This window comes from Marinibacterium sp. SX1 (assembly GCF_050389775.1).
Taxonomy (GTDB): domain Bacteria; phylum Pseudomonadota; class Alphaproteobacteria; order Rhodobacterales; family Rhodobacteraceae; genus Marinibacterium.
In genome coordinates this window covers 2,026,368-2,052,126 of the sequence record NZ_CP177144.1, presented here as the reverse complement: position 1 = coordinate 2,052,126, position 25,759 = coordinate 2,026,368, and the positions used below count along the sequence as shown (strand labels likewise).

Annotated in this window: 25 protein-coding genes and 2 tRNA genes; 20 read left to right on the top strand and 7 right to left on the bottom strand. The window is 68.9% G+C overall.

What is annotated here, in order from left to right; translation table 11 throughout:
• Positions 1-57: 57 nt before the first annotated feature.
• The 8 genes from ACK3BB_RS09085 (at position 58) to ACK3BB_RS09050 (ending at position 4,555) form a co-directional block, all read left to right on the top strand.
• A complete protein-coding gene (locus ACK3BB_RS09085) occupies positions 58-510 on the top strand; it encodes a hypothetical protein (protein ID WP_428928399.1) in 453 nt (150 codons plus the stop codon).
• Entirely contained in the window at positions 507-1,169 is a 663-nt protein-coding gene (locus tag ACK3BB_RS09080) for a MotA/TolQ/ExbB proton channel family protein (RefSeq protein WP_428928398.1), read from the top strand. The genes ACK3BB_RS09085 and ACK3BB_RS09080 overlap by 4 nt, the downstream gene beginning before the upstream one ends.
• Positions 1,159-1,548 carry an ExbD/TolR family protein gene (locus tag ACK3BB_RS09075; RefSeq protein ID WP_428928397.1) on the top strand — a complete coding sequence of 130 codons (390 nt, stop codon included), beginning with the start codon at positions 1,159-1,161 and terminating at the stop codon, positions 1,546-1,548. Before ACK3BB_RS09080 ends, ACK3BB_RS09075 begins: the two co-directional genes overlap by 11 nt.
• The gene (locus ACK3BB_RS09070; RefSeq protein WP_428928396.1) at positions 1,545-1,934 is read left to right on the top strand and encodes an ExbD/TolR family protein; all 390 of its coding nucleotides are present in this window, start codon (positions 1,545-1,547) and stop codon (positions 1,932-1,934) included. The genes ACK3BB_RS09075 and ACK3BB_RS09070 overlap by 4 nt, the downstream gene beginning before the upstream one ends.
• Positions 1,931-3,217 carry a TonB family protein gene (locus ACK3BB_RS09065; protein WP_428928395.1) on the top strand — a complete coding sequence of 429 codons (1,287 nt, stop codon included), beginning with the start codon at positions 1,931-1,933 and terminating at the stop codon, positions 3,215-3,217. The genes ACK3BB_RS09070 and ACK3BB_RS09065 overlap by 4 nt, the downstream gene beginning before the upstream one ends.
• 93 nt (positions 3,218-3,310) lie before the next feature.
• Positions 3,311-3,384: transfer RNA gene (locus ACK3BB_RS09060), tRNA-Cys, on the top strand.
• Positions 3,385-3,488: 104 nt separating this feature from the next.
• Positions 3,489-4,250: an imidazole glycerol phosphate synthase subunit HisF gene (gene hisF, locus ACK3BB_RS09055; RefSeq protein ID WP_428928394.1), complete on the top strand. Its 762-nt coding sequence runs from the start codon at positions 3,489-3,491 to the stop codon at positions 4,248-4,250.
• Positions 4,247-4,555, top strand: coding sequence for a phosphoribosyl-ATP diphosphatase (locus ACK3BB_RS09050; RefSeq protein WP_428928393.1), 309 nt, complete (start codon positions 4,247-4,249; stop codon positions 4,553-4,555). Before hisF ends, ACK3BB_RS09050 begins: the two co-directional genes overlap by 4 nt.
• An 89-nt stretch (positions 4,556-4,644) precedes the next feature.
• Here ACK3BB_RS09050 and ACK3BB_RS09045 read toward each other — a convergent pair whose 3' ends face one another.
• The 3 genes from ACK3BB_RS09045 to rlmB all read right to left on the bottom strand — a co-directional run bounded on the left by ACK3BB_RS09045 (position 4,645) and on the right by rlmB (position 6,834).
• The gene (locus tag ACK3BB_RS09045; protein ID WP_428928392.1) at positions 4,645-5,115 is read right to left on the bottom strand and encodes a CoA-binding protein; all 471 of its coding nucleotides are present in this window, start codon (positions 5,113-5,115) and stop codon (positions 4,645-4,647) included.
• Between the two features lie 278 nt (positions 5,116-5,393).
• The gene (locus ACK3BB_RS09040) at positions 5,394-5,879 is read right to left on the bottom strand and encodes a YHS domain-containing (seleno)protein (protein WP_428928391.1); all 486 of its coding nucleotides are present in this window, start codon (positions 5,877-5,879) and stop codon (positions 5,394-5,396) included.
• Positions 5,880-6,057: 178 nt separating this feature from the next.
• Positions 6,058-6,834 (bottom strand): 23S rRNA (guanosine(2251)-2'-O)-methyltransferase RlmB, encoded by a 777-nt coding sequence (gene rlmB / locus ACK3BB_RS09035; RefSeq protein ID WP_428928390.1) that lies wholly within the window; start codon positions 6,832-6,834, stop codon positions 6,058-6,060.
• A 109-nt stretch (positions 6,835-6,943) separates the two neighbouring features.
• Between rlmB and ACK3BB_RS09030 the strand changes: the two genes are divergently transcribed.
• From ACK3BB_RS09030 to ACK3BB_RS09000, 7 genes are all read left to right on the top strand, one after another.
• Positions 6,944-7,027 (top strand) — tRNA-Tyr (locus tag ACK3BB_RS09030).
• 187 nt (positions 7,028-7,214) lie between these two features.
• Positions 7,215-8,138: a LysR family transcriptional regulator gene (locus ACK3BB_RS09025; RefSeq protein ID WP_428928389.1), complete on the top strand. Its 924-nt coding sequence runs from the start codon at positions 7,215-7,217 to the stop codon at positions 8,136-8,138.
• Between the two features lie 233 nt (positions 8,139-8,371).
• A complete protein-coding gene (locus ACK3BB_RS09020) occupies positions 8,372-9,529 on the top strand; it encodes an ABC transporter substrate-binding protein (protein ID WP_428928388.1) in 1,158 nt (385 codons plus the stop codon).
• A 55-nt stretch (positions 9,530-9,584) separates the two neighbouring features.
• Complete coding sequence (locus ACK3BB_RS09015; protein ID WP_428928387.1) at positions 9,585-10,571, top strand: ABC transporter ATP-binding protein; 987 nt, start codon at positions 9,585-9,587, stop codon at positions 10,569-10,571.
• On the top strand, positions 10,568-11,518 hold the full coding sequence (locus ACK3BB_RS09010; protein ID WP_428928386.1) for an ABC transporter permease: 951 nt from the start codon (positions 10,568-10,570) through the stop codon (positions 11,516-11,518). Before ACK3BB_RS09015 ends, ACK3BB_RS09010 begins: the two co-directional genes overlap by 4 nt.
• Positions 11,508-12,314: an ABC transporter permease gene (locus ACK3BB_RS09005; RefSeq protein WP_428928385.1), complete on the top strand. Its 807-nt coding sequence runs from the start codon at positions 11,508-11,510 to the stop codon at positions 12,312-12,314. The genes ACK3BB_RS09010 and ACK3BB_RS09005 overlap by 11 nt, the downstream gene beginning before the upstream one ends.
• A gap of 15 nt (positions 12,315-12,329) precedes the next feature.
• Positions 12,330-13,754, top strand: coding sequence for a gamma-aminobutyraldehyde dehydrogenase (locus ACK3BB_RS09000; RefSeq protein WP_428928384.1), 1,425 nt, complete (start codon positions 12,330-12,332; stop codon positions 13,752-13,754).
• Between the two features lie 40 nt (positions 13,755-13,794).
• Here ACK3BB_RS09000 and ACK3BB_RS08995 read toward each other — a convergent pair whose 3' ends face one another.
• Entirely contained in the window at positions 13,795-14,985 is a 1,191-nt protein-coding gene (locus tag ACK3BB_RS08995; RefSeq protein ID WP_428928383.1) for an MFS transporter, read from the bottom strand.
• A 266-nt stretch (positions 14,986-15,251) separates the two neighbouring features.
• On the opposite strand from ACK3BB_RS08995, the gene ACK3BB_RS08990 reads away from it, so the two are divergent.
• Positions 15,252-16,319: a dipeptidase gene (locus ACK3BB_RS08990; RefSeq protein WP_428928382.1), complete on the top strand. Its 1,068-nt coding sequence runs from the start codon at positions 15,252-15,254 to the stop codon at positions 16,317-16,319.
• A gap of 371 nt (positions 16,320-16,690) precedes the next feature.
• Here ACK3BB_RS08990 and ACK3BB_RS08985 read toward each other — a convergent pair whose 3' ends face one another.
• Positions 16,691-17,152 (bottom strand): hypothetical protein, encoded by a 462-nt coding sequence (locus tag ACK3BB_RS08985; protein WP_428928381.1) that lies wholly within the window; start codon positions 17,150-17,152, stop codon positions 16,691-16,693.
• Positions 17,153-17,269: 117 nt separating this feature from the next.
• Between ACK3BB_RS08985 and ACK3BB_RS08980 the strand changes: the two genes are divergently transcribed.
• Entirely contained in the window at positions 17,270-18,307 is a 1,038-nt protein-coding gene (locus ACK3BB_RS08980) for a hypothetical protein (RefSeq protein WP_428928380.1), read from the top strand.
• Between the two features lie 396 nt (positions 18,308-18,703).
• Positions 18,704-19,996 carry an O-acetylhomoserine aminocarboxypropyltransferase/cysteine synthase family protein gene (locus ACK3BB_RS08975; RefSeq protein ID WP_428928379.1) on the top strand — a complete coding sequence of 431 codons (1,293 nt, stop codon included), beginning with the start codon at positions 18,704-18,706 and terminating at the stop codon, positions 19,994-19,996.
• A gap of 55 nt (positions 19,997-20,051) precedes the next feature.
• Here ACK3BB_RS08975 and ACK3BB_RS08970 read toward each other — a convergent pair whose 3' ends face one another.
• Positions 20,052-20,783, bottom strand: coding sequence for an SIMPL domain-containing protein (locus ACK3BB_RS08970; RefSeq protein WP_428928378.1), 732 nt, complete (start codon positions 20,781-20,783; stop codon positions 20,052-20,054).
• Between the two features lie 223 nt (positions 20,784-21,006).
• Here ACK3BB_RS08970 and ACK3BB_RS08965 point away from each other — a divergent pair, with 223 nt between their 5' ends.
• Positions 21,007-23,775 (top strand): hypothetical protein, encoded by a 2,769-nt coding sequence (locus tag ACK3BB_RS08965; RefSeq protein WP_428928377.1) that lies wholly within the window; start codon positions 21,007-21,009, stop codon positions 23,773-23,775.
• Positions 23,776-24,021: 246 nt separating this feature from the next.
• Here ACK3BB_RS08965 and hppD read toward each other — a convergent pair whose 3' ends face one another.
• Positions 24,022-25,116 (bottom strand): 4-hydroxyphenylpyruvate dioxygenase, encoded by a 1,095-nt coding sequence (hppD, locus tag ACK3BB_RS08960; RefSeq protein ID WP_428928376.1) that lies wholly within the window; start codon positions 25,114-25,116, stop codon positions 24,022-24,024.
• A 150-nt stretch (positions 25,117-25,266) separates the two neighbouring features.
• On the opposite strand from hppD, the gene ACK3BB_RS08955 reads away from it, so the two are divergent.
• Positions 25,267-25,722, top strand: coding sequence for an Lrp/AsnC family transcriptional regulator (locus ACK3BB_RS08955; protein WP_428928706.1), 456 nt, complete (start codon positions 25,267-25,269; stop codon positions 25,720-25,722).
• Positions 25,723-25,759: the final 37 nt, after the last annotated feature.

Sequence of the window (25,759 nt, the reverse complement as noted above, 5' to 3'; positions counted from 1 at the left end):
CGCGCCAAGCGACCTGAACCAGCCTGATCCAACCCGATCGACCAAGGGACCCAAGACATGAACTTCACGCCAGCCACGAAATTCAGCCACGTGATCGCGCTCTGCGCGGCGGGCATGTTCCCGCTTGCCGCCCAGGGCCAATCGTCTGACCAGGAAGCGGCCGAGGCCCCCTTCCTTGCCATCGAGCTCAGCGCCGCCGACGATGTCGGCAGCGCCTGCCGGATGAGCTTTCTGGTCCAGAACGGCACCGGGGGCGACATCGCCCAGGCAGTCTACGAGATGGTGCTCTTCGGGCGCGAGGGACAGGTCGCGCTCATGACCCTTCTCGACTTCCAGGACCTGCCCATGGGCCGTCCCCGCGTGCGCCAGTTCCAATTCGAAGGACTGGCCTGCGACGACATTTCCCGCGTGCTGATCAACGGCGCCCAGACCTGTGAAGGCGGCGATGCCGGCGCCTGCATCGACGGGCTGGACCTGAGCACGCGCACCAAGACGGAGCTGATCGGATGAACCTCGTCCAACGCCTTCAGGACGCGCTGGTTGCCGTCTATGACCTCGGCGGCCCGGTGGTCGCCGTGCTGCTGGCCACCTCGGTCGTCACGGCCAGCCTCGTGCTCTACAAGATCTGGCAGTTCCGCGCCGCCGGCGTCGGCCGCCACAAGGTCCTGGCCCAGGCTGTCGATGCCTGGGACCTGGGCGATCGCGCCCGCGCGGCCATGCTGATCGACCAGAGCCGCAGCTACCTGGCCCCGGTGATCCGCCAGGCCTGCGGCGATCCCGAGAGCTTTCGCGCCGAGCGCGCCGATGCCGAGGCCGAAGACCGCTTTGCCCGGCTTGAACGCGGGCTGTCGGCGCTGGACATCATTTCCCAGCTGGCCCCGCTGCTGGGCCTCTTCGGCACCGTCCTGGGCATGATCGATGCCTTCCGCGCCCTGCAGAACGCCGGCACGTCGGTCGACCCCTCGCTGCTGGCCGGCGGCATCTGGGTCGCCCTGCTGACCACCGCCGCCGGCCTGGCCGTGGCCATGCCGACCTCGCTCATCCTCAACTGGTTCGAAGCGCGCATGCGCCGGGACCGGGTCTTTGCCAACCGCGCCCTGCGGGTGGTCTTTGCCCCCGAAGCGGGCACCCCCGAAGGCACCGCCCGGCTGCGTGCCCATGGCACTTAAGACCGCTCCCCGCCCCAGGTCACGCCTGTCGATGACGTCGTTGATCGACGTCATCTTCCTGCTTCTGCTGTTCTTCATGCTGACCTCGACGTTCACCAAGTACGGCGAGATCGAGCTGATCTCGGGCGGCCAGGGCACGCCCGGCCCCGAGGCCAGCCAGGCCGAACGGCTGTTCCTGACCCTGCGGCCCGCCGGGCTGATGCTGAACGGCACGCCCGTCACGCCCGAAGACCTGCCCGCCCGGCTGGAAGCGCCCGAAGGCAGCGACCCGCGCCTGCTGCTCATCAGCCTGGCCGCCGAGACCAGCTCGCAACAGCTGGTCGACGTGCTGACCCTCGCCCGGGGCCTGCCCGGGCTGACCCCCGTGGTGCTGAGATGAAAATCGCCCCCAGCCTTGCCCGCCCCAAGGAACCCACGATCGCCCTGATCAACGTGGTTTTCCTGATGCTCGTGTTCTTCATGATCGCCGGCACGCTCGCCCCGCCGCTGGACCCCGACCTGTCGCTGATCAAGGCCGAAGACCTCGACGGCCGCGCCCCGCCCGACACGCTGGTCGTCCATGCCGACGGCCGGCTGTGGCTGCGCGGGGTCGAGCTGACCTCGGCCAGCGCCTTCATGGAACGGCTGCCCGATGACGACCGGTCGGTCGTGCGCATCGTGCCCGACCGCGACCTGCCCGCCGTGCAGCTGATCGAAATCTCCGACGAGCTGCGCCGCGGCGGGGCCGAACGCATCCTGCTGGTCTCGGAAAGGGGGCTGCAATGACCGCGCCGTCCACCGCCCCGCGCCCGCCCGTGACGGGCGACACCCCCGCGCCGACCCCGGCGCCCGGCCCCGCGCGCCGGCGCATTCCCCGGTCACGCATGGCCGGCTGCCTGGCCGTGCTGCTGGCCGTGGCGGCCCATGCCACCGCCCTCGTGCGCAACGAACCCCGCGACGAGATCCAGATGGAAGGCGGCGCCGGCGGCGCTTCGGCCGCCCTGGGCAGTTCCTTCGAAGACCTCGTGGCCGGCCGCGACGAGCCGGTCACGCCCGACGACATCACCCCCGAGGCCGAGCCCGAGACGACCCCGCCGGAACCGCCGCAGGAGACGGCCGAAACCCCACCGACGGAAACGGCCGAGACGCCTCCGCCCGAAACCGCCCGGACAGAGCCCACCCAGGTCACCGAGACCCCTGCCCCGCCGGCCGAGACCACGCCGACCGAGACACCGCCGCTGGCCCAGGCCCCCGCCGCGCCGCAGATGCCCGTGCCCAGCGAACCTGCCGCGCCGGCCGATGCCGCCCCGGCCGAGGTCGTGACCACCGCGCCGACGCCCGGCCTGGCCGTGATGCCGTCGCAGCCCGCGACAACGGCCACCGCCCCGGCCGAGGCCCCGCAACAGACCGCCCTGCCGCTGGCCCCCACCCCGACCGAGCCGCAGGACACCCCCCCGCAGGAGGCCGCCCCGGCCGAGCCGGTCTCCCCTACCCCGCCGGTGGCCACCGCGGCCCTGACGCCCACGCCCAATGTCACGCCCGAGAATGCGGAGCCCGACAGCACCGCGCCCCTGATCTCGCGCAAGCCGCCGAACCGGCCCGACAGCATCCGCCCGCCCGAGCCGGAACCGCGTCAACAGGCCCGGCCCGAACCCCCGCGTGAGACTCCGCCCAAGCCCAAGACGGCCGCGGCGCCCCAGGGCAACAATGCCGACCGCAACGCCCGCAAGGGCGCCGAGACCGGCGGCCAGGGCACGGCAGCCCGGACGGCCACGTCCAATTCCAACAGTTCCGAGGCCGGCAACGCGGCGATGTCGAATTACCGCGGCAAGGTCTTCCGGCGGATCGCCCGGGCCAAGCGCGGCCGGGTCAACATCCCCGGGGCAACGCTGGTGTCGCTGACCATCGCGCCGTCGGGCCAGCTGGCCGGCGTCAGCGTGGCGCGCAGTTCGGGGTCGGGCAAGCTGGACCAGATCGCCGTGGCCCAGATCCGCCGGGCCGCGCCCTTCCCTGCTCCGCCGAACGGCCGCACGGCCAGCTACACGGTCAAGATTTCGGGCCAGAAGTAGAGCGGAAGCCCTTGCAGTGCCCCGCGAAACGGGGCATGTACTGCGTCACTGTCACCACAGGCGGGCCCCGCGCCCGTCCTGGGACCTACCGGCGGCGAGTTGGCGGAGTGGTGACGCAGCGGATTGCAAATCCGTGTACACCGGTTCGATTCCGGTACTCGCCTCCACCCCAACCAGCCCCGCACGTCTCCAGGCCAAAACGCACAGCCCAAAACGCACAGCCCCGGCGACTGCCACTTGCCCGGCCGGGCCAACCCTCTATAACGCGCCCATGCTCAAGACCCGCGTGATCCCCTGTCTCGATGTCGCCGACGGCCGCGTGGTCAAGGGCGTCAATTTCGTCGACCTCATCGATGCCGGCGACCCCGTCGAAAGCGCCCGGGCCTATGATGCCGCCGGCGCCGACGAGATCTGCTTTCTCGACATCCATGCCACCCACGAAAACCGCGGCACGATGTACGATGTCGTCACCCGCACGGCCGAGCAATGTTACATCCCGCTCACCGTCGGCGGCGGCGTGCGCAGCCGCGACGACGTGCGCAAGCTGCTGCTCGCCGGGGCCGACAAGGTCAGCTTCAACTCGGCCGCCGTGGCCAACCCCGATGTCGTGGCCGAGGCCGCCGACCTCTTTGGCAGCCAGTGCATCGTCGTGGCCATCGACGCCAAGACCGTGGCCCCCGGCAGATGGGAGATCTTCACCCATGGCGGCCGCCGCCCCACGGGCATCGATGCCGTCGAATTCGCCACCACCATGGCCGCCAAGGGCGCCGGCGAGATCCTGCTGACCTCGATGGACCGCGATGGCACCAAGTCGGGCTTCAACCTGCCCCTGACCCGCACGATTTCCGACACCGTCCGCATCCCGGTCATTGCCTCGGGCGGGGTCGGCACGCTGGACCACCTGGTCGAAGGCGTGACCGAAGGCCATGCCAGCGCCGTGCTGGCCGCCTCGATCTTCCATTTCGGCACCTTCACCATCGGCCAGGCCAAGGCTCACATGGCCGCCGCCGGCATTCCCGTGAGGCCGGCATGAACGTGCTCGACACCCTCTTTGCCACGATCGAGGACCGCCGCCAGGCCGATCCCGACAGCAGCTGGACTGCCAAGCTCCTGTCGAAGGGCCCCGAGAAATGCGCCGAGAAATTCGGCGAAGAGGCCGTCGAAGCCATCATCGAAGCGGTGAAGGGTGATCGCGAACGGCTGACCTCGGAAGCGGCGGACGTGCTCTATCACCTGCTGGTCATGCTGGCCGCCCGCGACGTGGCCCTTTCCGACGTGATGGACGAACTGGCCCGGCGACAGGGGCTGAGCGGCATCGCGGAGAAGGCCAGCCGCTGAACCGCCGCGGCGGTCTGATCGGACGCTGTCCGCCGCACCAGAACATGTGGACACATTTTCTCGGCCCGCGAGGCCCGGCGCCCTGCCGTTCACAGCTTCGACGAAATCACCCCGGTGGCAAAGCCCGCCTTGCGCAGCTCGCCAAAGAGCCTCTGGTGTTCGATCTTGGGGCAGCGATCCTGCACCACGTCGATCCCCGCCGCCCGGGCCACCCCCGCCGCGCCTTCGTGCTCCACCCCGATCTGCATCCAGATCGTGCGCAGGTCGGGCAGCACCTCGATCGCCTCGTCGACAATGCCCGGCACGGCCTCGGACCGGCGGAAGATGTCGACCATGTCGACCCCCGGTCCGGCCTCGGCCAGCGACCCCACGACCGGCTCGCCGAACAGCACCTGGCCGACCGCCCGCGGATTGACCGGAATCACCCGGTAGCCGCGCAACGACAGGTAGCGCCCGACGAAATAGCTGGCCCGCAGCGGGTCGGGCGACAGGCCGACCATGGCAATCACCTTGCTGCGTGTCAGGATGTCTTTGAGGAAGGAATCATCGTATTCAGCCATGGGCCGACCCTATCCGGCCCGGTCCGCCCCGCCAATGGCCGCCAAGGGCGGCCGTCGCGCAGATCGGCGGGCCATCGGTCGCCCGATGGTCAGGCAAATCGGGAAAAATGACCGGGCAAGAAAAAAGCGCCCAGGATCGGCCTGGGCGCCAGTGTCGGAACGAGGGACAGTGAAGTGGATCACGGTGGTTCCGAACCGTGTCCTGAGAGTGACATAAGCGATTTATCTGAACGGTGAAGGCTTGCTCTCGTTCATGTGATCTGAAGCCGCCCCCAGACTCAGCTGCCCTGCCGGCGCAGGATGCCCGGCCAATTGCCATTGGCCAGGGTCACGTTGCGGTCCATGTCGGCCTCCCAGGCCACCAGCGCCTGGGGATCGACGGTCAGGTACAACCGCCCGCCGGCCAGCATCCAGGACCGCGGATCCCCCTTGGCCAGGCGCCCCTGCGACATGGCAAAGGCGCAATAGGCCCCGTATCGCGGGGCCAGCGCCCAGGGATTCGATTCGAACATGTCGCGATGGGCGGCGGTGGCAAAGTACCAGACCGCCCCTTTCCACATCAGCCCGATGTCGCGCCGGCCCTTGCGCGGGCCTTCCCCGGCGAAATAGCTGACACTGTCATAGCCCCCGATGGCCACGCCCCCGGTGGAACAGAACATCGCCCCGCCCGCCCGGGCCGGGCCCGCCGCAAGGGTCAGGCCCGAGGTCAGGCCGGCGGCCAGACCCGTGGCCAAACCGGAAACAAGGAACTGGCGGCGATCCATGGGACAGGGATTCTCTCGATCGTTGAACACCCCCCTAAACTGGCCGACCGTCCCCGTTCCGCCAAGCCCGGCAACGCAGATGTGAGCGGTGTTGCAAGGCCGTTCACGCCTCCGTGCCCACAGGACGCCCAACCGGCTGCCCCGGCACACAGGGGTGCATCACCGCCCTGCCCGCCGCTCAGCCCCTCTGGCTGGCATAAAGCGCGATGGCCGCCGCGTTCGACACGTTGAGCGAGCCGAATCCCCCCGCCGCATCGATCCGCACCAGCCGATCCACCGTCTCGCGGGTGCGCTCGCGCAGGCCCGGCCCCTCGGCCCCCAGCACCAGCGCCACCGGCCGGTCGCGATGCCCCTCAAGCGCCTCTTCCAGCGTCACCTCGCCTTCGCCGTCCAGGCCCAGCGTCAGGTAGCCCATGTTCTTCAGCTCGACGATCGCATCGGCCAGGTTGCGCACCCGCAGGTAGGGCTGACGCTCCAGCGCTCCGCTGGCCGTCTTGGCCAGGGCGCCGGTCTCGGGCGCGGAATGGTGGCGCGGGGCGATCACAGCGCTGGCGCCCAGCACCTCGGCCGACCGCAGGATCGCGCCGACATTGTGCGGATCGGTCACCCGGTCCAGCAGCAGCACCCGGGGGTTGGATGTCTCGCCGATGCAGACATCGACCAATTGCCCCCAATCCAGCGGCTTGACCTCCAGCGCCGCGCCCTGGTGCACCGAGGCCGGATCAATCGGCGCGGTGAACTTGCGCGGGTCGGCCAGCTCGGGCTCCATCCCCGCTTCGGCAATCGCCTCGGCCAGCTTGGCCTGGGCATTCGGCGTCACGATCAGGCGCAGTTTCTCGCGCCGCGGATTGACCAGCGCGTCGCGCACCGCATGCAGGCCAAACAGCCATACGGTCTCCGCCCGGGCGGCCTTTTTGGCCTGTTCCTTTTCCACGACCCATTTCGGCTTTTTCATCTTCGGCCTCGCATGTGCAACTGACGTCCGGGAAGCTGGGATTTTCCGGTTGACGCCCCTGAGACGCGCTTGTAATCACGCCTCCACGTCGGGCGCAACGCCCGGAGATGGGCGACAGGCCGCAAGGTGTGGCAGGGGACTGTAACTCCCTCGCGGAGACGCACGCCTGGTTCGATTCCAGGGTCGCCCACCATCTCCCCCCTTCCAAGGTTGATGTGAACGCACCGGGCCCCGCGCCGGGTTTCGGGGCCAGTGTCGGCCTTTGCCCAGCACAGCGCAGCGATTGATTCGCGCCCCATCCGACCTGCTCTCCGACGGCTCGACACCCTTGCGTCCCGCCCCCCGGCCCTGTCCACTGCGACAACCAGCCGGAGGCTCGCATGTCGTTCACCCTCAAGCAATTGCGCTATTTCGTGGCCGTGGCCGAAAAGGGCTCGGTCATCGGTGCGGCGCAGACCCTGTCGATCTCGCAATCCTCGGTCACCGAAGCGCTCAAGAACCTCGAAGCGGACCTGGGCGTCAGCCTCTTCGACCGCCATGCCCGGGGGCTGGCCATCACCCATTCCGGCCACCAGTTCCTGCGCCATGCCACAAAGATCCTGTCCGATGTCTCGGGCGCCAGGCGCGCCTTCCAGAGCCAGCCGGGCCGGATCTCGGGACGGCTGAACATCGGGGTGACCTCGCTGATGGCCGGCTATGTCATGTCCGATCTGCTGGCCCGCTATCGCCGGATGAACCCGATGGTCGATGTTTCGGCCCTGGAAGATACCGGCGAATACCTCGAACACCTGCTGATCGGGGGCGAGCTGGACGTGGCCGTCATGGTCATTTCCAACCTGCGCGACCGGATGGCCCTGCAATCCGAAATCCTCGATGTCTCGGCCTTCCGGCTCTGGCTGCCGCTGGAACACAAGCTGACCGGCCGCGAAAGCATCGGGCTGGACGATGTCGCCCGCGAACCGCTGATCATGCTCAACGTCGACGAGATGGAGGAAGAGGCCGTCAAGCTGCTGTCGGCCTTCGGCAAACGGCCCCAGATCGCCTTTCGCACCCGGTCGGTCGAAGCGGTGCGGTCCCTGGTGGCCACAGGCGCGGGCGTCGCCCTGCTGCCCGACCTGGTCTATCGGCCCTGGTCGCTGGACGGCGACCGGATCGAAAGCCGCGACGTGTCGGGCGCGCTGCCCATCGTGCAGGTCGGCGTGGTCTGGCGCCGCGGCCTGCCCCTGTCGGATGCCGTGCGCGATTTCATCTCGCTGGCGCGGATGGGCCAGACGGGCCAGGCCGGGCGCCACCTGCGGATCTGAGCTATCGGTTTTTCCGAATGCCACTTTCTGATTAATGAATTTGCGAATGCAGCACGGGCTTCGCATAGTTTTCCCACGGCGGCAGGACCGTGCCCTTCGGCATGAACCGGAACCGCAGCCCCCCGCGTGACCACGCGGCCGGGGAACCAACAGGACAATGATCAGGGTCGCGACCCGGGGCCGGAGCCCGTCCGGCCAACGGCATCGGCTGGCCCGCCGACAGGGAGACCGCAATGAAGACCCAATTCCTCACCGCCGTGGTGGCCTCGTTCACCGCTGCCTCGGTGGCAACGGCGAGCATGGCCCAGATGACCGAGATCGGCGAAGGCGAAGGTGCGCTGTCGATCGTGGCCTGGGCCGGTTATGTCGAACGCGGCGAAACCGACCCGGCCTTCGACTGGGTGACCGGCTTCGAAGAGGCCACCGGCTGCATGGTGTCGGTCAAGACGGCCAATACCTCGGACGAGATGGTCGCGCTGATGAACGAAGGCGGCTTCGACCTCGTCACCGCCTCGGGCGATGCCAGCCTGCGGATGATCGCCGGCAAGCGCGTGCAGCCGATCAACACCGACCTGGTGCCGTCCTGGTCCACGGTCGACGACCGGCTCAAGGACGCGCCCTGGCACACGGTCGACGGCGTGCATTACGGCGTGCCCTACATGTGGGGGCCGAACGTGCTGATGTACAACACCGAGGCCTTTGCCGAGCCGCCGACCTCGTGGTCGGTCGTCTTCGAGGAAACCACCCTGGGCGATGGCGAAAGCAATGCCGGCCGGGTGCAGGCCTATGACGGGCCGATCCACATTGCCGATGCGGCCATGTACCTGATGTACCACCAGCCCGAGCTGGGCATCGAGGACCCCTACGAGCTGAACCAGGACCAGTACAACGCGGCCCTCGACCTGCTGCGCCAGCAGCGTGAACTGGTCAGCCGCTATTGGCACGACGCCTTCATCCAGATCGACGATTTCAAGAACGAAGGCATGATGGCCTCGGGCTCCTGGCCCTTCCAGGTCAACCTGCTCAAGGCCGACAGCGTGCCGGTGGCCTCGGTCATCCCGGTCGAAGGCGCCACCGGCTGGGCCGACACGACCATGCTGCATGCCGACAGCGAACATCCCAACTGCGCCTACATGTGGTTCGAACACCAGCTGAGTTCCAACCTGCAATCCGACCTCTCGGTCTGGTTCGGCGCGGTGCCCTCGGTGCCGGCAGCCTGTTCCGACGGGCGGGGCATGCAGACCCAGGACGGCTGCGACGCCAACGGCCTGTCCCAGTTCGACAAGATCCGCTTCTGGAAAACCCCCGTCACCCAATGCGAAAGCCAGGGCGAATGCGTGCCCTATTACCGCTGGGTGTCCGACTATATCGGCGTGATCGGCGGCCGCTGATCCCCTTCCTCCGCGCTGCCCCCGGGGTGGCGCGGACCACGACCGGAGACTTCCCATGACAGCCGTGTGTTTCGACCACGTCTCGCGTCATTTCGGTGACGTGAAGGCGGTGGATGGCGTTGACCTCGACATTGCCGAAGGCGAGTTCTTTGCCATGCTGGGCCCGTCCGGCTCGGGCAAGACCACCTGCCTGCGCCTGATCGCCGGGTTCGAACGGCCAAGCCAGGGCGACATCCGCATCTTTGGCGCCCCCGTGGCCGAGCTGCCGCCCTACAAGCGCCAGGTGAACACGGTGTTCCAGGATTACGCCCTGTTCCCGCATCTCAACGTGATCGACAACGTGGCCTACGGGCTGATGATCGCCGGCCAGCCCCGGCGGGCCCGCCACGCGGCCGCCGAGGCCGCCTTGGAGATGGTCCGCCTGGGCGGCTACGGCAAGCGCAAGCCGTCGGAACTGTCGGGCGGTCAGCGCCAGAGGGTCGCCCTGGCCCGCGCGCTGGTCAACAAGCCCCGCGTCCTGCTGCTGGACGAACCGCTGGGCGCGCTGGACCTCAAGCTGCGCGAGCAGATGCAGGAGGAGCTCAAGGGCCTGCAGCGCCAGCTGGGCATCACCTTCGTCTTCGTCACCCACGACCAGGGCGAGGCCCTGTCGATGGCCGACCGCGTGGCCGTGTTCAACCAGGGCCGGATCGAACAGGTCGGCACGCCCGAAGACATCTATTTCCGCCCCGACGTGCCCTTCGTGGCCGATTTCGTTGGGTCCTCGAACGTGTTGCCGGCCGAGATCGTCGCCCGACTGACCGGCACCGCCTGCCCCGCCGCCATCCGGCCCGAACACCTGCGCCTGGCCGCCGATGGTCCGCTGAAGGCCCGCGTCACCGGGCTCAGCTTTCTCGGCCTGACCACCCGTGTCAGCGTCGAGGCCGAGGGCAACCGGTTCACCGCCCTCCTGCCGCAGGATGCGCGGCGCCCGGAAACGGGCGACGAGCTGGCCCTGGCCTGGGCGCCCGAGAACCTGCACCTGATGGCGCGCGGGGCATGACCATGGCAGACCCCCGGGCCACCCTGCCCCGCGCCGACAGCACCGCCACGCGGGTGTCCGACATGCTGTGGCGCCGGCCGACCCTGCTGCTGATCCTGCTGCTGACGCCCCCGGTCCTGTGGCTGGGCATCATCTACCTGGGCTCGCTTTTCGCGCTGCTGCTGCAAAGCTTCTTCTCGATCGACCACTTCACCGGGCTGATCAATTACGAATTCACCCTGCGCACCTATGCCGAGCTCTTCACCCCCACCAATTTCGACATCATCCTGCGCACGGTGACCATGGCCGCCTGTGCCACCCTGGCCTCGGCGGTCATCGCCTTTCCCATCGCCTATTACGCCGCCCGCTTTGCCCGCGGCCGCTGGCGCGCGGTGTTCTACATCGGGGTGATGATGCCGCTCTGGTCGAGCTACCTGGTCAAGATCTACGCCTGGAAACTGATCCTGGCCAAGGAAGGCATCCTGACCTGGGCGCTGGACAAGCTGCACCTGCTGTGGCTGCTCGATGCCTACCTGTCGCTGCCCGTGGTGGGCGGCAATTCGCTGTCGGTCAGCCCCACCGGCACCTTCATCGTCTTCGTCTATGTCTGGATGCCCTTCATGATCCTGCCGATCCAGGCCGCCTTGGAACGGGTGCCCGCCTCGATGCTCGAAGCCTCGGGCGACCTGGGCGCGAAACCCGGCCAGACCTTTCGCCACGTGCTGCTGCCCCTGGCCCTGCCGGGGGTGGTGGCCGGGTCGATCTTTACCTTCTCGCTGACGCTGGGGGACTACATCATTCCCCAGATCATCGGCACCTCGCGGCTGTTCATCGGCCAGGCCGTCTATCAGCACCAGGGCATCGCCGGGAACATCCCGCTGGCCGCGGCCTTTGCCGTCGTGCCTATCGTGATCATGGGCATCTACCTGACCATTGCCCGGCGCATGGGGGCCTTCGATGCACTCTGACCGCGCGCCCCTGTCGCTGAAACTCGCCGCCGGAGCGGGCTTGCTGTTCCTGCACCTGCCGATCCTGCTGATCTTCGTCTATGCCTTCACCACCGAAGAGAAATCCTTTGCCTGGCCGCCCCCCGGCCTGACCCTGAAATGGTTCGCCGTGACCTGGAACAGGCCGGACGTCTGGGAGGCCCTGCAGCTGTCGGTCAAGGTCGCGGCGATCTCGACGGTGATCGCCATGATCCTGGGCACGCTCTGCGCCGCCGCCGTCAGCCGGACCCGGTTCTTCGGGCGCGAAACCATCTCGCTGCTGGTCATCCTGCCCATCGCCCTGCCCGGCGTCGTCACCGGCATCGCCCTGCGCTCGGCCTTTTCCCTGGCCGAGATCCCCTTCAGCACCTGGACCATCGTCCTGGGCCACGCGACCTTCTGCGTGGTGATCGTCTACAACAACGCCGTTGCCCGGTTCCGCCGCACCTCTGGCAGCCTGATCGAGGCCTCGATGGACCTGGGCGCCAACATGTTCCAGACCCTGCGCCACGTGATCCTGCCCAATATCGGCACGGCGCTGGTGGTCGGCGGCATGCTGGCCTTTGCGCTCAGCTTCGACGAGGTCATCGTCACCACCTTCACCGCCGGCCAGCAGCAGACCCTGCCGATCTGGATGCTCGAAGAACTTGTCCGCCCGCGCGAACGGCCCGTGACCAACGTGGTTGCCATGGTCGTCGTGCTGGTCACCCTTCTGCCCATCCTGGGCGCCTATTACCTGACCCGCGGGACCGACACGGTCGCCGGCCAGGGCAAATAACCGGAGGATATCCCCATGCAGACCAAGATGCTGATCGGCGCGGCCATGGAAGCCGGCACCGAGACCGAGGAACAGGTCCTGAACCCGCGCACCGGCGCGCTGATCGTGCCGATGCCCGAGGCCAGCCTTGACCAGGTCGCCCGGGCCGTGGCCGCGGCCAAGGCCGCCTTTCCCGGCTGGGCGCGCACCACGCCCTCGGCCCGGTCGGCCCTGCTGCTGGCCATTGCCGATGCGGTCGAGGCCCGGCTTGAGGAGTTCGCCCAGCTGGAGGCCCTGAACTGCGGCAAGCCGATCAACGAGGTCCGCAACGAGGAAATCCCCGCCGTGGCCGATTGCTTCCGCTTCTTCGCGGGGGCCGTGCGCAACATGCACGGGCCGGTGGCCGGGGAATACATGGAAGGCCATACCTCAATGATCCGGCGCGATCCGGTGGGTGTCGTGGCCTCGATCGCGCCGTGGAACTATCCGCTGATGATGATGGCCTGGAAACTGGCCCCCGCCCTGGCAGGCGGCAACACGATCGTCATGAAGCCATCCGAACAGACGCCGCTGACCGCCCTGCTGATGGCCGAGGTCCTGGCCGGCATCCTGCCCGAAGGCGTGGTCAACGTGATCCTGGGCCAGGGCGCGACGGTGGGCAACGCGCTGATCAACCATCCCGACATCAACATGGTGTCGATCACCGGCGACGTGGCAACCGGCAAGAAGGTGCTGCAGGCCGCGTCGAAATCGGTCAAGCGCACGCACCTGGAACTGGGCGGCAAGGCGCCCGTCATCGTGATGGACGACGCCGACCTGGGCCGCGTGGTCGAGGGGCTGAAGGCCTTCGGCTATTACAACGCCGGCCAGGATTGCACCGCCGCCTGCCGGATCTACGCGGGGCCGAAGATCTATGACAACCTGGTGGCCGATCTCAGCAGCGCCGTGTCCTCGATCGTCTACGACAATGCCGACGACACCCTGAACGAGATCCCGCCGCTGATCTCGCAGCGCCAGCGCGACCGGGTGGCCAGCTTTGTCCAGCGGGCGTCAGAGCTGAAACATGTCGAGGTCACCACCGGCGGCGACCTGGCCGGGGGCACCGGGTTCTACTACCAGCCGACCGTCGTGGCCGGGGCGCTGCAGACCGACGAGATCGTCCAGCGCGAGGTCTTTGGCCCGGTCGTGTCGGTCACCCGGTTCGACGATGCCGACACCGCCGTGGCCTGGGCCAATGACAGCCAGTACGGCCTGGCCTCGTCGGTCTGGACCACCGACATCGGCCGGGCGCTGGATATGTCGGCCCGGCTGCAATACGGCTGCACCTGGGTGAACACGCATTTCATGCTGGTCAACGAAATGCCCCACGGCGGGCTGAAACAATCGGGCTATGGCAAGGACATGTCGATGTATGCGCTCGAGGATTACACCGTCCCGCGCCACGTCATGATCGCCCACTGACCGCCGGGCACGGCGCCCGGGGCCATCGGCTGCGCCGGCCTCAGCAGGCCGGCGCGTCGCCTTTGGCCGCCGCGTCGGCCGCCGGGCGGCGGGCCAGCACCGGGGCCAGCACGGCAATGGCCAGGGCAAAGCCGCCCAGCAGGACAAAGGCCAGCCGCAACGAAGCCAGCTCGGCGATCTGGCCGATGGCCGGCGGGCCCATCAGCATCGCGCCATAGCCCAGCGTGGCCACCGCCGCGATGCCCTGGCCCGGCGGCACATGCGGATCGCGGGCCGCCCGGCTGAAGGCCAGCGGCACCAGCGCGGCATAGCCCAGCCCCATCAGCGCGAACCCTGCCAGGGCAAAGCCCAGGCTCGACAGGCCGGTGACGCAGAAGATCCCCACCGCCGCGACAAGCCCGCTGGTGCGCGCCACGGCCAGCGCGCCGAACCGGTCGACCAGCCGGTCGGCACAGAGCCGCATGGCCACCATGGCCACCGAGAACACGGCATAGCCCAGGGCCGCCTGGGCATCCGACGTGCCCATCACGTCGCGCAGGAACACCGCGCTCCAATCGGCCATGGCGCCTTCGCCCAGGCCGGCCGACATGGCGATGATGCCGACCAGGATCAGCGGCCCGCGCGGCAGGGCAAAGACCGGGTCACCCGCCGCGCCCGGGCGCAGTTCGGACGACCAGCGCAGGGTCAGGAAGGGCACAAAGATCACGGTGGCCAGCGCGGCGGCCAGGGCGAAATGCGCCGGCACGCCCATCTGCGCCCCGGTCACCACAAAGCCCAGCCCGGCCCCGGCCCCAAAGCTCCACATGGCATGGATCGACGACATCACCGGGCGGCCCAGGTGCTTTTCCACCTCGCTGGCCCAGGCATTCATCGTCACGTCCATCGCCCCGTGGCACATGCCGAAGAAGAACAGCGCCGCACCCAGCGTCACCGGCCCGGGCGCCAGCCCGACCAGCACCAGCACGGCCAGGTAGGCCGCCACCAGCCAGCGCGTCACCCGCACCGCGCCCAGCCGGTCGGCCTGGCGCCCGGCGACGGGAAAGGAAATCAGCGCGCCCAGGCCCATCAGCAGCAATTGCAGGCCCAATGCGCCCTCGCTCAGCCCGTGGCGCTCCATCACCGCCGGCACGCGCGCGGCCCAGGTGCCCAGCAGGAACCCGTTGAGCGCAAAGGACGCGGCCACCGCGCGCCAGGGCGTGATCAGGCGGGACGGGTCGGACAAGTTGAACATGGGGCACCTCGGCACGTGACGTTGCCCCGGGCGGCGGCTCGGCACGGTCCGGGTCTTGCCCGTGGCGTTACGTCAGGCCGGGGGCAAAGTTCAAAGCCTTTCTGCCCGCCCGGGCCGGTTCCCGCCCAAAGCTGCGGCGTTTGCTCCCGGCGCCCGGACAAATTCGACACCCCCTGCCCGCCGGCCCCCACGCGCCCCCTTCGATCCCGGCTCCGGCCCATGCTAGACCCGGCCCGTTGCCTGCATTTCCGGAAAGATCCCGACGCATGACCTCCCCCCTTCCCTATTTCGACGGACATAACGACTATCTGCTGCGGCTGATGACCTCGGACACCCCGCGCGAAGATCTCTGGCTGGGCGATACCGGCCAGGGCCACCTGGACCTGAAGAGGATGAAGGAGGCGGGCTTTGTCGGCGGGCTGTTTGCCGTCTTCGTCCCGCCGGTGCAGACCGGCGAGGCCACCGATTTCATGGCCCTGATGGCCAACCCGCCCTACGACCTGCCGCTGCCGCCGCTGATGACCCATGACATCAGCCAGGCCACGGCGATGACCATGGTCGGCCTGCTGCACTGGATGGAACGCAGCGCGCCCGAGGATTTCGCCATCTGCCGCACGCCCCGCGACATCCGCGCGGCGATCGACTGGGGGCGCATTGCCGGGGTGCTGCACATGGAAGGCGCCGAGGCGATCGGGCCGGACCTGGATGCGCTCTACCTCTTCCACGAGATGGGCCTGCGCTCGCTCGGCCCGGTCTGGAGCCGGCCGACGATCTTCGGCCATGGCGTGCCGATGCGCTACCCGGGCGATCCCGACACCGGCCCGGGCCTGACCGAGGCAGGCAAGGACCTGGTGCGGCTGTGCAACGAGCTGGGCATCCTGATCGACCTGTCGCACCTCAACGCGGCCGGGGTCGACGACGTGGCCCGGCTGTCGGATGCGCCGCTGGTGGCCAGCCATTCCAACGCCCATGCCGTCTGCTCCTCGGCGCGCAACCTGACGGATCGCCAGCTGGGCCAGATCCGCGATTCCGGCGGCATGGTCGGGCTGAACTTTGCGACCTTCTTCCTGGCCGAGGACGGGGTGTCGGACCCGGCCATGGGCTTTGACCCGATGCTGCGCCATCTGGATTACCTGATGGAGAAGCTGGGCGAGGATCACGTCGGGCTGGGGTCGGATTTCGACGGGGCGGTGATCCCCGAGGCCATCGGCGACGTGACCGGCGTGCCGCGCCTGCTGGAGGCCATGGCCGCCCACGGCTACGGGCCCAAGCTGGTGTCCAAGCTGGCCTGCGACAACTGGCTGGCCTGCCTCGACCGCACGCTGAAGCCTTGATCACCGCGCCGGCCCCTCCCGGGGGGCCGGGCAGACGGCCGCCCGGGCAGTGTGACCTGGGGCGCGTGCGATATGGCCGCGCCCTTGAAGGGACAGCCGCGCCCACAGCCGGCGAGGCCGAAGCGGGTAGCGAGGGGTGTCGTTGTGCGGGATACGGACCCAGGCGGCCGGTTCGGCGTGGGCCCGGCGCACCTGTTGCGACAGGGACCGGACGCAGGACAGGCCCGAGTCCCGGCAGCGTCGGCCACTCCGGCGCTGGCAAGCGCAGGACATGCGAGGAGCGCCAAGCCTGGGGCGCGCCGATATCGGCCGCCCCCTAATGGCATTGTTAGGCCCTTGGGCGCGGGCGGCCGCCCCGCACGGACGGGCGCTCAGTTGATTTTGACGCCCTTGCGCTCGAAGACCTGGGCCATCGTCGTGCCATCGTCCAGCGTCAGCTCGACCCGCACCTTCTGGACATGGTCCAGCGGAAAGCGCCGGGCCGGGGTGGGATCGTCGGAATGGATGGCATTGGGCGCGTTGGTCTCGACATGGCAGTCGATCAGCGGCCAGATCTCGGCCGGGGCATCGTTGACGGCCACGCGCATTTCCTCCAGCCCGCAACGCCAGGACATGACCTGGGTGACGTAAAGCCAGTCGTTGCCGTCATATTCGCCGATGGCCACCCAGGAGGTCCGGGTGATGTCGAGAACAGGGCGGACCTCTTCGGCGGTGGTGAACCGGCCGGTGTTGGCCTCTTGCGCGGCGACCGGCAAGGCCAGGGCGGTCAGCAAGGGCAGGCAGAAGATGGGCAGGAGACGGGCGGAATGCCGGGAAAACAATTGGCGGAACATGCGGTATCCAATCGAAATGCGATGCCACGGGGCGCGGGGTTTGACCCGGCCGGACGGGGCTAATAAGTCTGAACCAAACGGGGCGATAATGCCCGCGACGCGAGTATGGCAAAACCCATGGGTCCCAGCCAATCCCCAATCCGCCCGACCCCGCCTGGACTGGCCGCCGATCCGGCGGTGTTCAACGTGGTGATCGTGGCCCAGGCCGGCCGGCTGTCCTATGAGGCGGCGGTCTTTGCGGCGTCGCTGCGGGCCAATGCGCCGGATTTCGCCGGCCGGCTGTTCATCGCCGTCCCGCAAGCGGGACCGCTCTGGGGCAGCGACCCGGCGGTGAAGGACGACGGGATGCTGGCGCTCTACGACCGGCTGGGCGCCGAGATCCTGCCCTTCGAGAGCCACCATTTCGGGTCGTCTTATCCCTATGGCAACAAGATCGAGGCGCTGCTGGCCCTGCCCGAGGGCGAGCCGTTCGTGTTCTTCGACAGCGACACGCTGATCACCGGCGACCTGGCCCGCGTGCCCTTTGATTTCGACCGGCCCACGGCCTCGCTGCGGCGCGAGGGGACCTGGCCCAAGATCGAGCTTTACGGGCCGGGCTACGAAGAGATCTGGGGCGCGCTCTACACGCGGTTCGGGCTGGATTTCGAGGCCAGCCAGGACCCGGGCTGGCCGCGCGAATACTGGCAGCGCTATCTCTATTTCAACGCGGGGTTCTTCTTTTACCACTGCCCGCGGGTGATGGGCCAGCGGTTCCTCGACTATGCGCTGTCGATCCGCGACGACCCGCCCGCCCCGCTGGTCTGCCAGAGCCTGGATCCCTGGCTGGACCAGGTCGCGCTGCCGCTGGTGATCCGGTCGCTGGGCGGGGGCAAGCGGACCCTGCCCGAGGGGCTGCTGGACGGGGCGGTGAGCTGTCATTACCGGCTGTTGCCGCTGCTTTACGCGCGCGAAAGCGACCGGGTGGTCGAGGTGCTGGAAGAGGTGACGGCGCCGAACTGGATCAAGAAGGTGCTGAAGGGTCACGAGCCGATGAAGCGGATGATCTTCCAGGGGCGCGGCCGGAAGGTGCGGGCGCTGTTCGACCGCGAGGACCTGCCCCGGCGGGAACAGGCGATCCGCAACCGGATCAAGGACAACGGGTTCTGGATGCGCTGAGGCCCCTGCCCGGACGGGGCGCGGGGGCGGCAATGTCCGGCCGGATATTTGGAAAGAGAAAGAAGCAGCAGCCGGGGCGCTTCGGGGGTCAGGGCCGGCCCGGTCCCGGGCGGGGTGGGCCGCGGGACGGCAAGGCCAGGGCAACGTTCGCCGGGGTGGGAGCCCGGGGACGGGCCGGGATCGCGGTGGCCGGAACAAGAATGCGGCGATGGGCCGATAGCCGGGTCGAAGAAGCAGCGCGGGACGGGACCGGGACGAGGGTGGCAGGCGTGCGGGAACGGGCCGCACGCGGGGTCACGCCGGGGCGCTTCGGGGCGCGTTGTGCCGCCACGTCAAAGGGCCTAGACAGGGGCGGCGCCGGGGTTCGGCGCTGACTAACCAGTTTGGGAGGACACCATGACCGACGCCCCCGTCTACGGCTTCGACACGTTGCAGATCCATGCCGGCGCGCGGCCCGACCCGGCCACCGGCGCGCGGCAGACGCCGATCTATCAGACCACGGCCTATGTCTTTCGCGATGCCGACCACGCCGCGGCGCTGTTCAACCTGCAGGAAGTGGGCTTCATCTATTCCCGCCTGACCAACCCGACCGTTGCCGTGCTGCAGGAGCGCATCGCAACGCTGGAAGGCGGGGTCGGCGGGGTTTGCTGTTCGTCGGGCCATGCCGCCCAGATCATGGCCCTGTTCCCCCTGATGGGCCCCGGGCGCAACGTGGTCGTGTCGACCCGGCTGTACGGCGGCACGGTCACCCAGTTCAGCCAGACCATCAAGCGGTTCGGCTGGTCGGCCAAGTTCGTCGATTTCGACGACCTCGATGCCCTGAAGGCGGCGATCGACGATGACACCCGGGCGGTGTTCTGCGAATCCATCGCCAACCCGGGCGGCTACATCACCGATCTCGATGCCGTCTCCGCCGTGGCCGATGCCGCCGGGCTGCCGCTGATCGTCGACAATACCTCGGCCACGCCCTACCTCTGCCGGCCGATCGACCACGGGGCCACGCTGGTCGTGCATTCGACGACCAAGTACCTGACCGGCAACGGCACGGTGACCGGCGGGGCGATCGTCGATTCCGGGCGGTTCGACTGGTCGGCCTCGGACAAGTTCCCCTCGCTCTCGGCGCCCGAGCCGGCCTATCACGGGCTGACCTTCCACGAGACCTTCGGCCCCCTGGCCTTTACCTTCCATGGCATCGCCGTGGGCCTGCGCGACCTGGGCATGACGATGAACCCCCAGGCCGCCCATTACACGCTGATGGGCATCGAGACCCTGTCGCTGCGGATGGACCGCCACGTGGCCAATGCCGAGAAACTCGCCCGCTGGCTGGAAGCCGATCCGCGCATCGGCAAGGTGACCTATGCCGGGCTGCCCTCGTCGCCCTACAACGACCGGGTCGCGCGGATCTGCCCCAAGGGCGCCGGCGGGCTGTTCACCTTCTCGGTCAAGGGCGGCTACGAGGCCTGCGTGAAGCTGGTCAATGCGCTTGAGATCTTCAGCCACGTGGCCAACCTGGGCGATACCCGCTCGCTGATCATCCACTCGGCCTCGACCACCCACCGCCAGCTGACGCCCGAGCAGCAGGAAGCGGCCGGGGCCGGGCCGGACATGGTGCGCGTGTCGATCGGGATCGAGGATGCCGACGACCTGATCGGCGACCTGGACCAGGCGCTGACCAAGGCCACGGCCTGACGGGAAACGGGCCGGCGGAGGATCGCCCCCGCCGGCCCGGCACGGCCCGAAAGGGTCAGTCGGCGATGGTGAAGACCATGGTGACCGAGGACTCGACCGTGACCTCGCCCTGGGCCACGGGTACCGAGACATCCCGGGCAGCGGCCATTTCCATCATCATCGGCCGGGGGTTGCCGCCCTGTTCGGACAGGCTTTGCACCGGGCCCAGCGTCACGCCGGCGGCCTCGGCGTACAGCTGGGCCTTGGCCATGGCATCGGCCACGGCGGCCCGGCGGGCATCGTTGACCAGCGGTTCGGGATCCTGCAGCGAGAATTGCAGCCCGCCGAAATCATTGGCCCCTTCGGCCAGGATCTGGTCCAGCACGCCACCCAGGCTCGACAGGTCGCGGATGCGCAGGCTGATGGCATTGGACGCGACGAACCCGGTGATCTGGGCCGGTTCATCGCCGCTGCGGCGGTTGGACCAGACCGGGTTGACGGTCAGCCGGCGGGTCTGGATGTCGGACGGGTCGATGCCCATCTCGCCCAGCCGTTCCAGGATCGCGCTGACCGAGACCGAGGCCTGCTGCATGGCGTCGCGGGCCTCGTCGGCCTGTTCGGTCACGCCGATGGTGATCGTGGCCATGTCCGGGCCGGCGGCCACGCTGCCCTGGCCCGACACCGTGATCTCGCGCAGGGGGCTGTCGGCCCGGGCTTCGCCGGGGGTCACCTGGGCGGCCAATCCGGCGGCCAGGCCAACCATCAGGGCGAAGGTGCCATTTCTCAGCCCGCTCTTAATCCTCTGCATACCAATCCTCCGTAGATTTGGACCCTAAAGATGGGTCCGGCAACGGGGCGCCGACAAGGGGCGGTCGCGCGTTTTCCTTTTCCTCCGCGACGGAAACCAGTAAACTGGATGGACGAGGTATCATGGGTGCCGCCGGGACCAGAACCGCCGGACGGAATGCAGAAGTCGTAGCAGTATGAAACCGGGATTTGCACTCTCTCTGTCATTCGAGGGAATCACGTTGTTGTCGCGCGGGGAAGGCCAATGGCACCCCGTCGGTGAGGTGCGTCTGGACGCGGGCGACCTGGCCGCGGCCATGGCCGGGCTGCGTGCCCAGGCCGGGGCGCCGGCGGCCGAAGCCCTGGCCAGCAAGATCGTGCTGCCCGAGGATCAGATCCGCTATATCACTGTAAACACGGGCGATATTCCCCCAGCCGCGCGCCGTGAGGCGGCAGCGCGAGCGCTGGATGGCGCCACGCCTTACACGGTGGACGAGCTGGCCTTTGACGTGTCGGCCGAAGGCGCGCTGACCCATGTTGCGGCCGTGGCCCGCGAGACCCTGGCCGAGGCCGAGGGTTTTGCCGTGGAGCATGGCTTTGCCCCCGTGTCCTTTGTCGCCCGGCCCGATCCGGCGGCGTTCCCGGGCGAGCCGTTCTTTGGCCCCGCGGCCCATGCGGCCAAGGTCCTGGCACCGGGTGACGCGGTCGAGCCGGACGGTGCGACCATGGTCATCGGCGGGCCCCGGCCGGCCCCTGCGGCACAGCCGCCGGAACCGCCGGCCGAAACGGTCGATCCGGCCGCCACCCCGGCCACGGCGGAGCCGGACGGCGAGGACCAGACCGCAGAGGGGGCCGCGGACGGCGGCAATCCGCCGATCGCCGCCCCGACGCCGCCCGCCCCGCCCCCGGCCACACCGGACGAGGCCCCCGCCGGGTTCACCTCGCGCCGGGCCCGGCCTGACGAGACACCCGCATCCGAGGCGGCCGACATCATCCCGATCCCCGCCCATCAGCGCATTCCCCCGCGCCAGTCGCGCCCCGCGCCGACGGTTGCGGCACCCGGGGCCACGGCTCCGCAGGTCGGGCCACGCTCGGCCGGGCTGGCCCCGGCCGCCGCCCCGCAGCGGCTGGCACCGGCCAGCGCGCCGGGCGTATCGCCCCAGGCCGCGGCCGCCACCCTGCGCGCCGCCCCGCCGGCCGCCGACGGTGACGGCACGGCCCGCACCGGGTTCATGAGCCGGCGCAGGGCCCAGCCCGCGCCGCCCCCGCCCGCGTCCCGGCCCGTGGTTGCCGATCCGGCGCTCGCCCCGGCGATGGCTGCCCAACCGCTGCCCGAACCCGAGAACGACACCGCCCGCATGACGGTCTTTGGCGCGCGCCAGAAGACCCCGCCGCAGCGATCCAAGCCGCGCTTCCTCGGCCTGTTCCTGACGGTCATCCTGTTGATCGTGCTGGCCGGCGTGGCGGCCTTTGCCGCGATCTTCACGGACAATCCGGTCAGCAAGCTGTTCAGCCGCGAGCCCGTCGTGGCCGATGTCATGATCGAGGAACCGGCGGCCAACCTGGACGAGGCGGCAGTCGATCCGCGCGTCCTGGCCATGCCCGTGCAAAGGGTCGAGCCGCAGGCCGATGTGCTGAGCGACGGGCCCGAGATGGGCGCGGCGGATACCGGGGCCGACAACGCGCCCGACCTGCTGCCCGAGACCGACCTGGCCCTGGATGGCAGCGGCCCGGCGGCGCTGACCGAAGACAGCCTGTCGGAAACCGATGCGGCGGTGCTGGATGCGCTGGCGGCACCCGACGAGCCAGACGCAGAGGCCGACACATTGGCCGGGGACGCGGCGATGTCTGCCACGGCCGGGGACGAGGACGCCTGGGCAGCGACCGATCTCGAAGCGCTGGCCGATGATCCGCTGGCGGATTTCGGACCCGATCCGGCGGCCGCACCCGCAGCACCCGCGGCCGCACCCGACCCTGCGACCTACGCCGCGACCGGCATCTGGAGCACGGCCCCCGATCACCCGCGCACGCCGGGCGTGATCACGCTGGACGATCTCTTTGTCGCCGCCATCGACGGCGCGACGCTGACCCAGGACGCGCTGGCCCTGCCCCGCCCAGCCAGTTTCGAGACCGATGTCTCCCCCTCGGGCGTGGCCTCGCCGGCCGGCCCGGGGATTGCCTTCAAGCTCGACGCGCTGGGGCTGGTGGAGCCGACGCCGGAAGGCGCGGTGACACCGGACGGGGTGCTGGTCTACCTCGGCCAGCCCAGCAAGGTGCCGCCGCCGACGCCCGCACGGGTCGAGCCGGCCGAGACCGAAGAGGCCCTGCAGCCGGCCCTGCCCGACCGCCGGCCGCGCAGCCGGCCCGGCGACCTGGTTGAAAATGCCGAACGCTCGCGCCTGGGCGGGCTGACCCTGGCCGAACTGGGCGGCGTACGCCCGCGCGAACGGCCCTACGAGCCCGAGTTGCCCGAGCAGGCGCCGCCAGAGACGATTGCCGATGCGGTCGAGGAAATCCTGCTGAGCGAAGCCGATCAGCGCCTGGCCGGACTGACACCCAAGGCACGCCCCTCGGGCTTTGCCGCGACGGTGGAAGCAGCCCAGGCTCCGGCGCCGCGAAGCCAGAGCGCGTCGGCCGGCCCGGCGGCGGCAGCGTCAACGGCCTCGAACCTGGCCGCGGCGGCCCCGGTGGCCACGGCCCCGCCCCCGGCGGCCAGCCGCAATGCGCCGGCGGTGCCGCGCAACCAATCGGCCAGCCCGACCGGACCAAGCCCGTCGAGCGTGGCCAAGCAGGCGACGATCAAGAACGCGATCAACCTGCGGCAGGTCAACCTGATCGGGGTGTATGGCACGCCGTCGAACCGCCGGGCGCTGGTCCGGCTGTCGTCGGGGCGCTACAAGAAGGTCAAGGTTGGCGACCGGATCGACGGGGGCCAGATCGTGGCCATCGGCGACAGCGAGTTGCGCTACCAGAAGGGCGGGCGCAACGTGGTGCTGCGGATGCCGCGCGGCTGACACGGGAACGGGCGGCGCGGTGCGGTTGTCTTGAACAAGGCGGCGCATCGCTGATTGCATAGCCCTGCCTGCGTGCGGACAGGCCGCACGGCAAGGATGCTGTCTACATGCAGACAGGCGGCGCGGCACAGATGACATCGGGAAAGGTGTCGGGCCGTTGCTGACTTCGGACAGGGCACCAAGACGCAGGCCGCAGGGCCACAGCCGTGGTCGGCTCATCCCCCCTTGCAGGGGGACGCGCCGGCGTCATTCGGCGGCCAGTTCTCCGTTGGCGATCTGTTCCTGCTCGATGGATTCGAAGAGCGCCTTGAAATTGCCCTCGCCGAAGCCGTCATCGCCCTTGCGCTGGATGAACTCGAAGAAGATCGGCCCGATCACCGTCTTGGAGAAGATCTGCAGCAGGATCCTGGTTTCGCCGCCATCCACCACGCCTTCGCCGTCGATCAGGATGCCATGGCGGCGCATCCGCTCCAGCGGCTCGTCATGGCCCTGCACCCGCTCGCGCGAAGCGTCGTAATAGGCCGCGTTCGGCCCGGGCATGAAGGCGATCCCCCGCTCGGAAATCGCATCCACCGAATCATAGATGTCGTCGGCCCCCACGGCGATATGCTGGATGCCCTCGCCCTTGTATTTCTTCAGGTAGGCCACGATCTGGCCGGTCTCGCCCCGGTCCTCGTTGATCGGAATGCGGATGCGGCCGCAGGGCGAGGTCAGCGCACGGCTGAACAGGCCGGAATACTTGCCCTCGATGTCGAAGAAGCGGATCTGGCGGAAATTGAACAGGTCGCCGTAGAACCGGAACCAGGTGTCCATGTTGCCCTTGAAGACATTGTGCGTCAGGTGATCGAGGTAGAAAAACCCGACACCGCGCGGCTTCGACGGGGCCAGCCAGTCGAACTCCTCGTTATAGGGCGAGGTGTCGTAATACTGGTCGATGAAATAGATCAGCGACCCCCCGATGCCCTTGATCGCCGGCACGTTCATCGTCTTGTCCGGCGCATCGTAGGGCTCGGCCCCCAGGGAGATCGCCCGATCATAGGCATGGCGCGCATCGACCACCCGCCAGCCCATCGACGGGGCACAGGGCCCGTGTTCGGCCACGAAGCGCGCGGCAAAGGATTGCGGATCGGCGTTTAGCACATAGGTGATGTCGCCCTGCTGCCAGAGTTCGACCTCCTTGGCCTTGTGGCGGCCGACCAGCACATAGCCCATGCGGCTGAAGAGATCGCGCAAAGCCTGCGGGTCGGGATGGGCGAATTCGACGAATTCGAACCCGTCGGTGCCGGCCGGGTTGTCGGCCGTGATCTGCGATTTCGGGGCGTCGTGCGGGAAAGGTCCCATGGCCTGATCCTCCTTGCCGGACGGGCAACCGTCGGGTTGGATCAAAAATACGTCATGGCCGGGGAGTATTTTGCGCATTGTTCATGCAACGATCATGGATTTACGCTTAAACTCCGCATGAAACCCGGGCGACAGATGAAATTTGCGCAGATGCTTGATGCCACCGACACGCGGCTGCTGGCCGCCCTGCAGACCGATGCCCACCTCACCGCCCACCAGCTGGGCGAGATGCTGAACCTGTCGCCCAGCCAGGCCGGCCGGCGACGCCAGCGGCTGGAGGCCGAGGGTTACATCCAGGGATATGCCGCGCGGCTCGATCCGGCGCGGCTGGGGCTGACGGTGCAGGGCTTTGTCCAGGTCCAGCTGGCCCGCCACGGGCCCGAACAATCGAAAAGCTTTGCCCGGCTGGTCAGCACCCGGCCCGAGATCACCAGCGCCTGGACCATGACCGGCGAGGCCGATTACCTGCTGCGGGTCTATTGCGCCGACCTGGCCGGGCTGAACCGGCTGCTGCACGAGGTCCTGCTGACCCATCCGGCCGTCGCCCGGGTGCAGAGCCAGATCGTCATGGACCAGCTCAAGCGCGACGCGCCCCTGCCGACCTGACCCCGGGCCCCTGCCCGCGCCGCCCCATCCGACCCGA

Excerpts from the sequence above, each read along its gene's own strand:
- ACK3BB_RS08955 (WP_428928706.1), top strand. The coding sequence starts at position 25,267 with ATGCTTGATGCCACCGACACGCGGCTGCTGGCCGCCCTGCAGACCGAT.
- ACK3BB_RS09065 (WP_428928395.1), top strand. The coding sequence starts at position 1,931 with ATGACCGCGCCGTCCACCGCCCCGCGCCCGCCCGTGACGGGCGACACC.
- ACK3BB_RS08975 (WP_428928379.1), top strand. The coding sequence starts at position 18,704 with ATGACCGACGCCCCCGTCTACGGCTTCGACACGTTGCAGATCCATGCC.
- ACK3BB_RS08980 (WP_428928380.1), top strand. The coding sequence starts at position 17,270 with ATGGGTCCCAGCCAATCCCCAATCCGCCCGACCCCGCCTGGACTGGCC.
- hppD (WP_428928376.1), bottom strand. The coding sequence starts at position 25,116 with ATGGGACCTTTCCCGCACGACGCCCCGAAATCGCAGATCACGGCCGAC.
- ACK3BB_RS09075 (WP_428928397.1), top strand. The coding sequence starts at position 1,159 with ATGGCACTTAAGACCGCTCCCCGCCCCAGGTCACGCCTGTCGATGACG.
- ACK3BB_RS08970 (WP_428928378.1), bottom strand. The coding sequence starts at position 20,783 with ATGCAGAGGATTAAGAGCGGGCTGAGAAATGGCACCTTCGCCCTGATG.
- ACK3BB_RS09005 (WP_428928385.1), top strand. The coding sequence starts at position 11,508 with ATGCACTCTGACCGCGCGCCCCTGTCGCTGAAACTCGCCGCCGGAGCG.
- ACK3BB_RS08995 (WP_428928383.1), bottom strand. The coding sequence starts at position 14,985 with ATGTTCAACTTGTCCGACCCGTCCCGCCTGATCACGCCCTGGCGCGCG.
- ACK3BB_RS09025 (WP_428928389.1), top strand. The coding sequence starts at position 7,215 with ATGTCGTTCACCCTCAAGCAATTGCGCTATTTCGTGGCCGTGGCCGAA.
- ACK3BB_RS09045 (WP_428928392.1), bottom strand. The coding sequence starts at position 5,115 with ATGGCTGAATACGATGATTCCTTCCTCAAAGACATCCTGACACGCAGC.
- ACK3BB_RS09080 (WP_428928398.1), top strand. The coding sequence starts at position 507 with ATGAACCTCGTCCAACGCCTTCAGGACGCGCTGGTTGCCGTCTATGAC.
- ACK3BB_RS09070 (WP_428928396.1), top strand. The coding sequence starts at position 1,545 with ATGAAAATCGCCCCCAGCCTTGCCCGCCCCAAGGAACCCACGATCGCC.
- rlmB (WP_428928390.1), bottom strand. The coding sequence starts at position 6,834 with ATGAAAAAGCCGAAATGGGTCGTGGAAAAGGAACAGGCCAAAAAGGCC.
- ACK3BB_RS08985 (WP_428928381.1), bottom strand. The coding sequence starts at position 17,152 with ATGTTCCGCCAATTGTTTTCCCGGCATTCCGCCCGTCTCCTGCCCATC.
- ACK3BB_RS08990 (WP_428928382.1), top strand. The coding sequence starts at position 15,252 with ATGACCTCCCCCCTTCCCTATTTCGACGGACATAACGACTATCTGCTG.
- ACK3BB_RS09050 (WP_428928393.1), top strand. The coding sequence starts at position 4,247 with ATGAACGTGCTCGACACCCTCTTTGCCACGATCGAGGACCGCCGCCAG.
- ACK3BB_RS09010 (WP_428928386.1), top strand. The coding sequence starts at position 10,568 with ATGACCATGGCAGACCCCCGGGCCACCCTGCCCCGCGCCGACAGCACC.
- ACK3BB_RS09015 (WP_428928387.1), top strand. The coding sequence starts at position 9,585 with ATGACAGCCGTGTGTTTCGACCACGTCTCGCGTCATTTCGGTGACGTG.
- ACK3BB_RS09040 (WP_428928391.1), bottom strand. The coding sequence starts at position 5,879 with ATGGATCGCCGCCAGTTCCTTGTTTCCGGTTTGGCCACGGGTCTGGCC.
- ACK3BB_RS09020 (WP_428928388.1), top strand. The coding sequence starts at position 8,372 with ATGAAGACCCAATTCCTCACCGCCGTGGTGGCCTCGTTCACCGCTGCC.
- ACK3BB_RS09000 (WP_428928384.1), top strand. The coding sequence starts at position 12,330 with ATGCAGACCAAGATGCTGATCGGCGCGGCCATGGAAGCCGGCACCGAG.
- hisF (WP_428928394.1), top strand. The coding sequence starts at position 3,489 with ATGCTCAAGACCCGCGTGATCCCCTGTCTCGATGTCGCCGACGGCCGC.
- ACK3BB_RS09085 (WP_428928399.1), top strand. The coding sequence starts at position 58 with ATGAACTTCACGCCAGCCACGAAATTCAGCCACGTGATCGCGCTCTGC.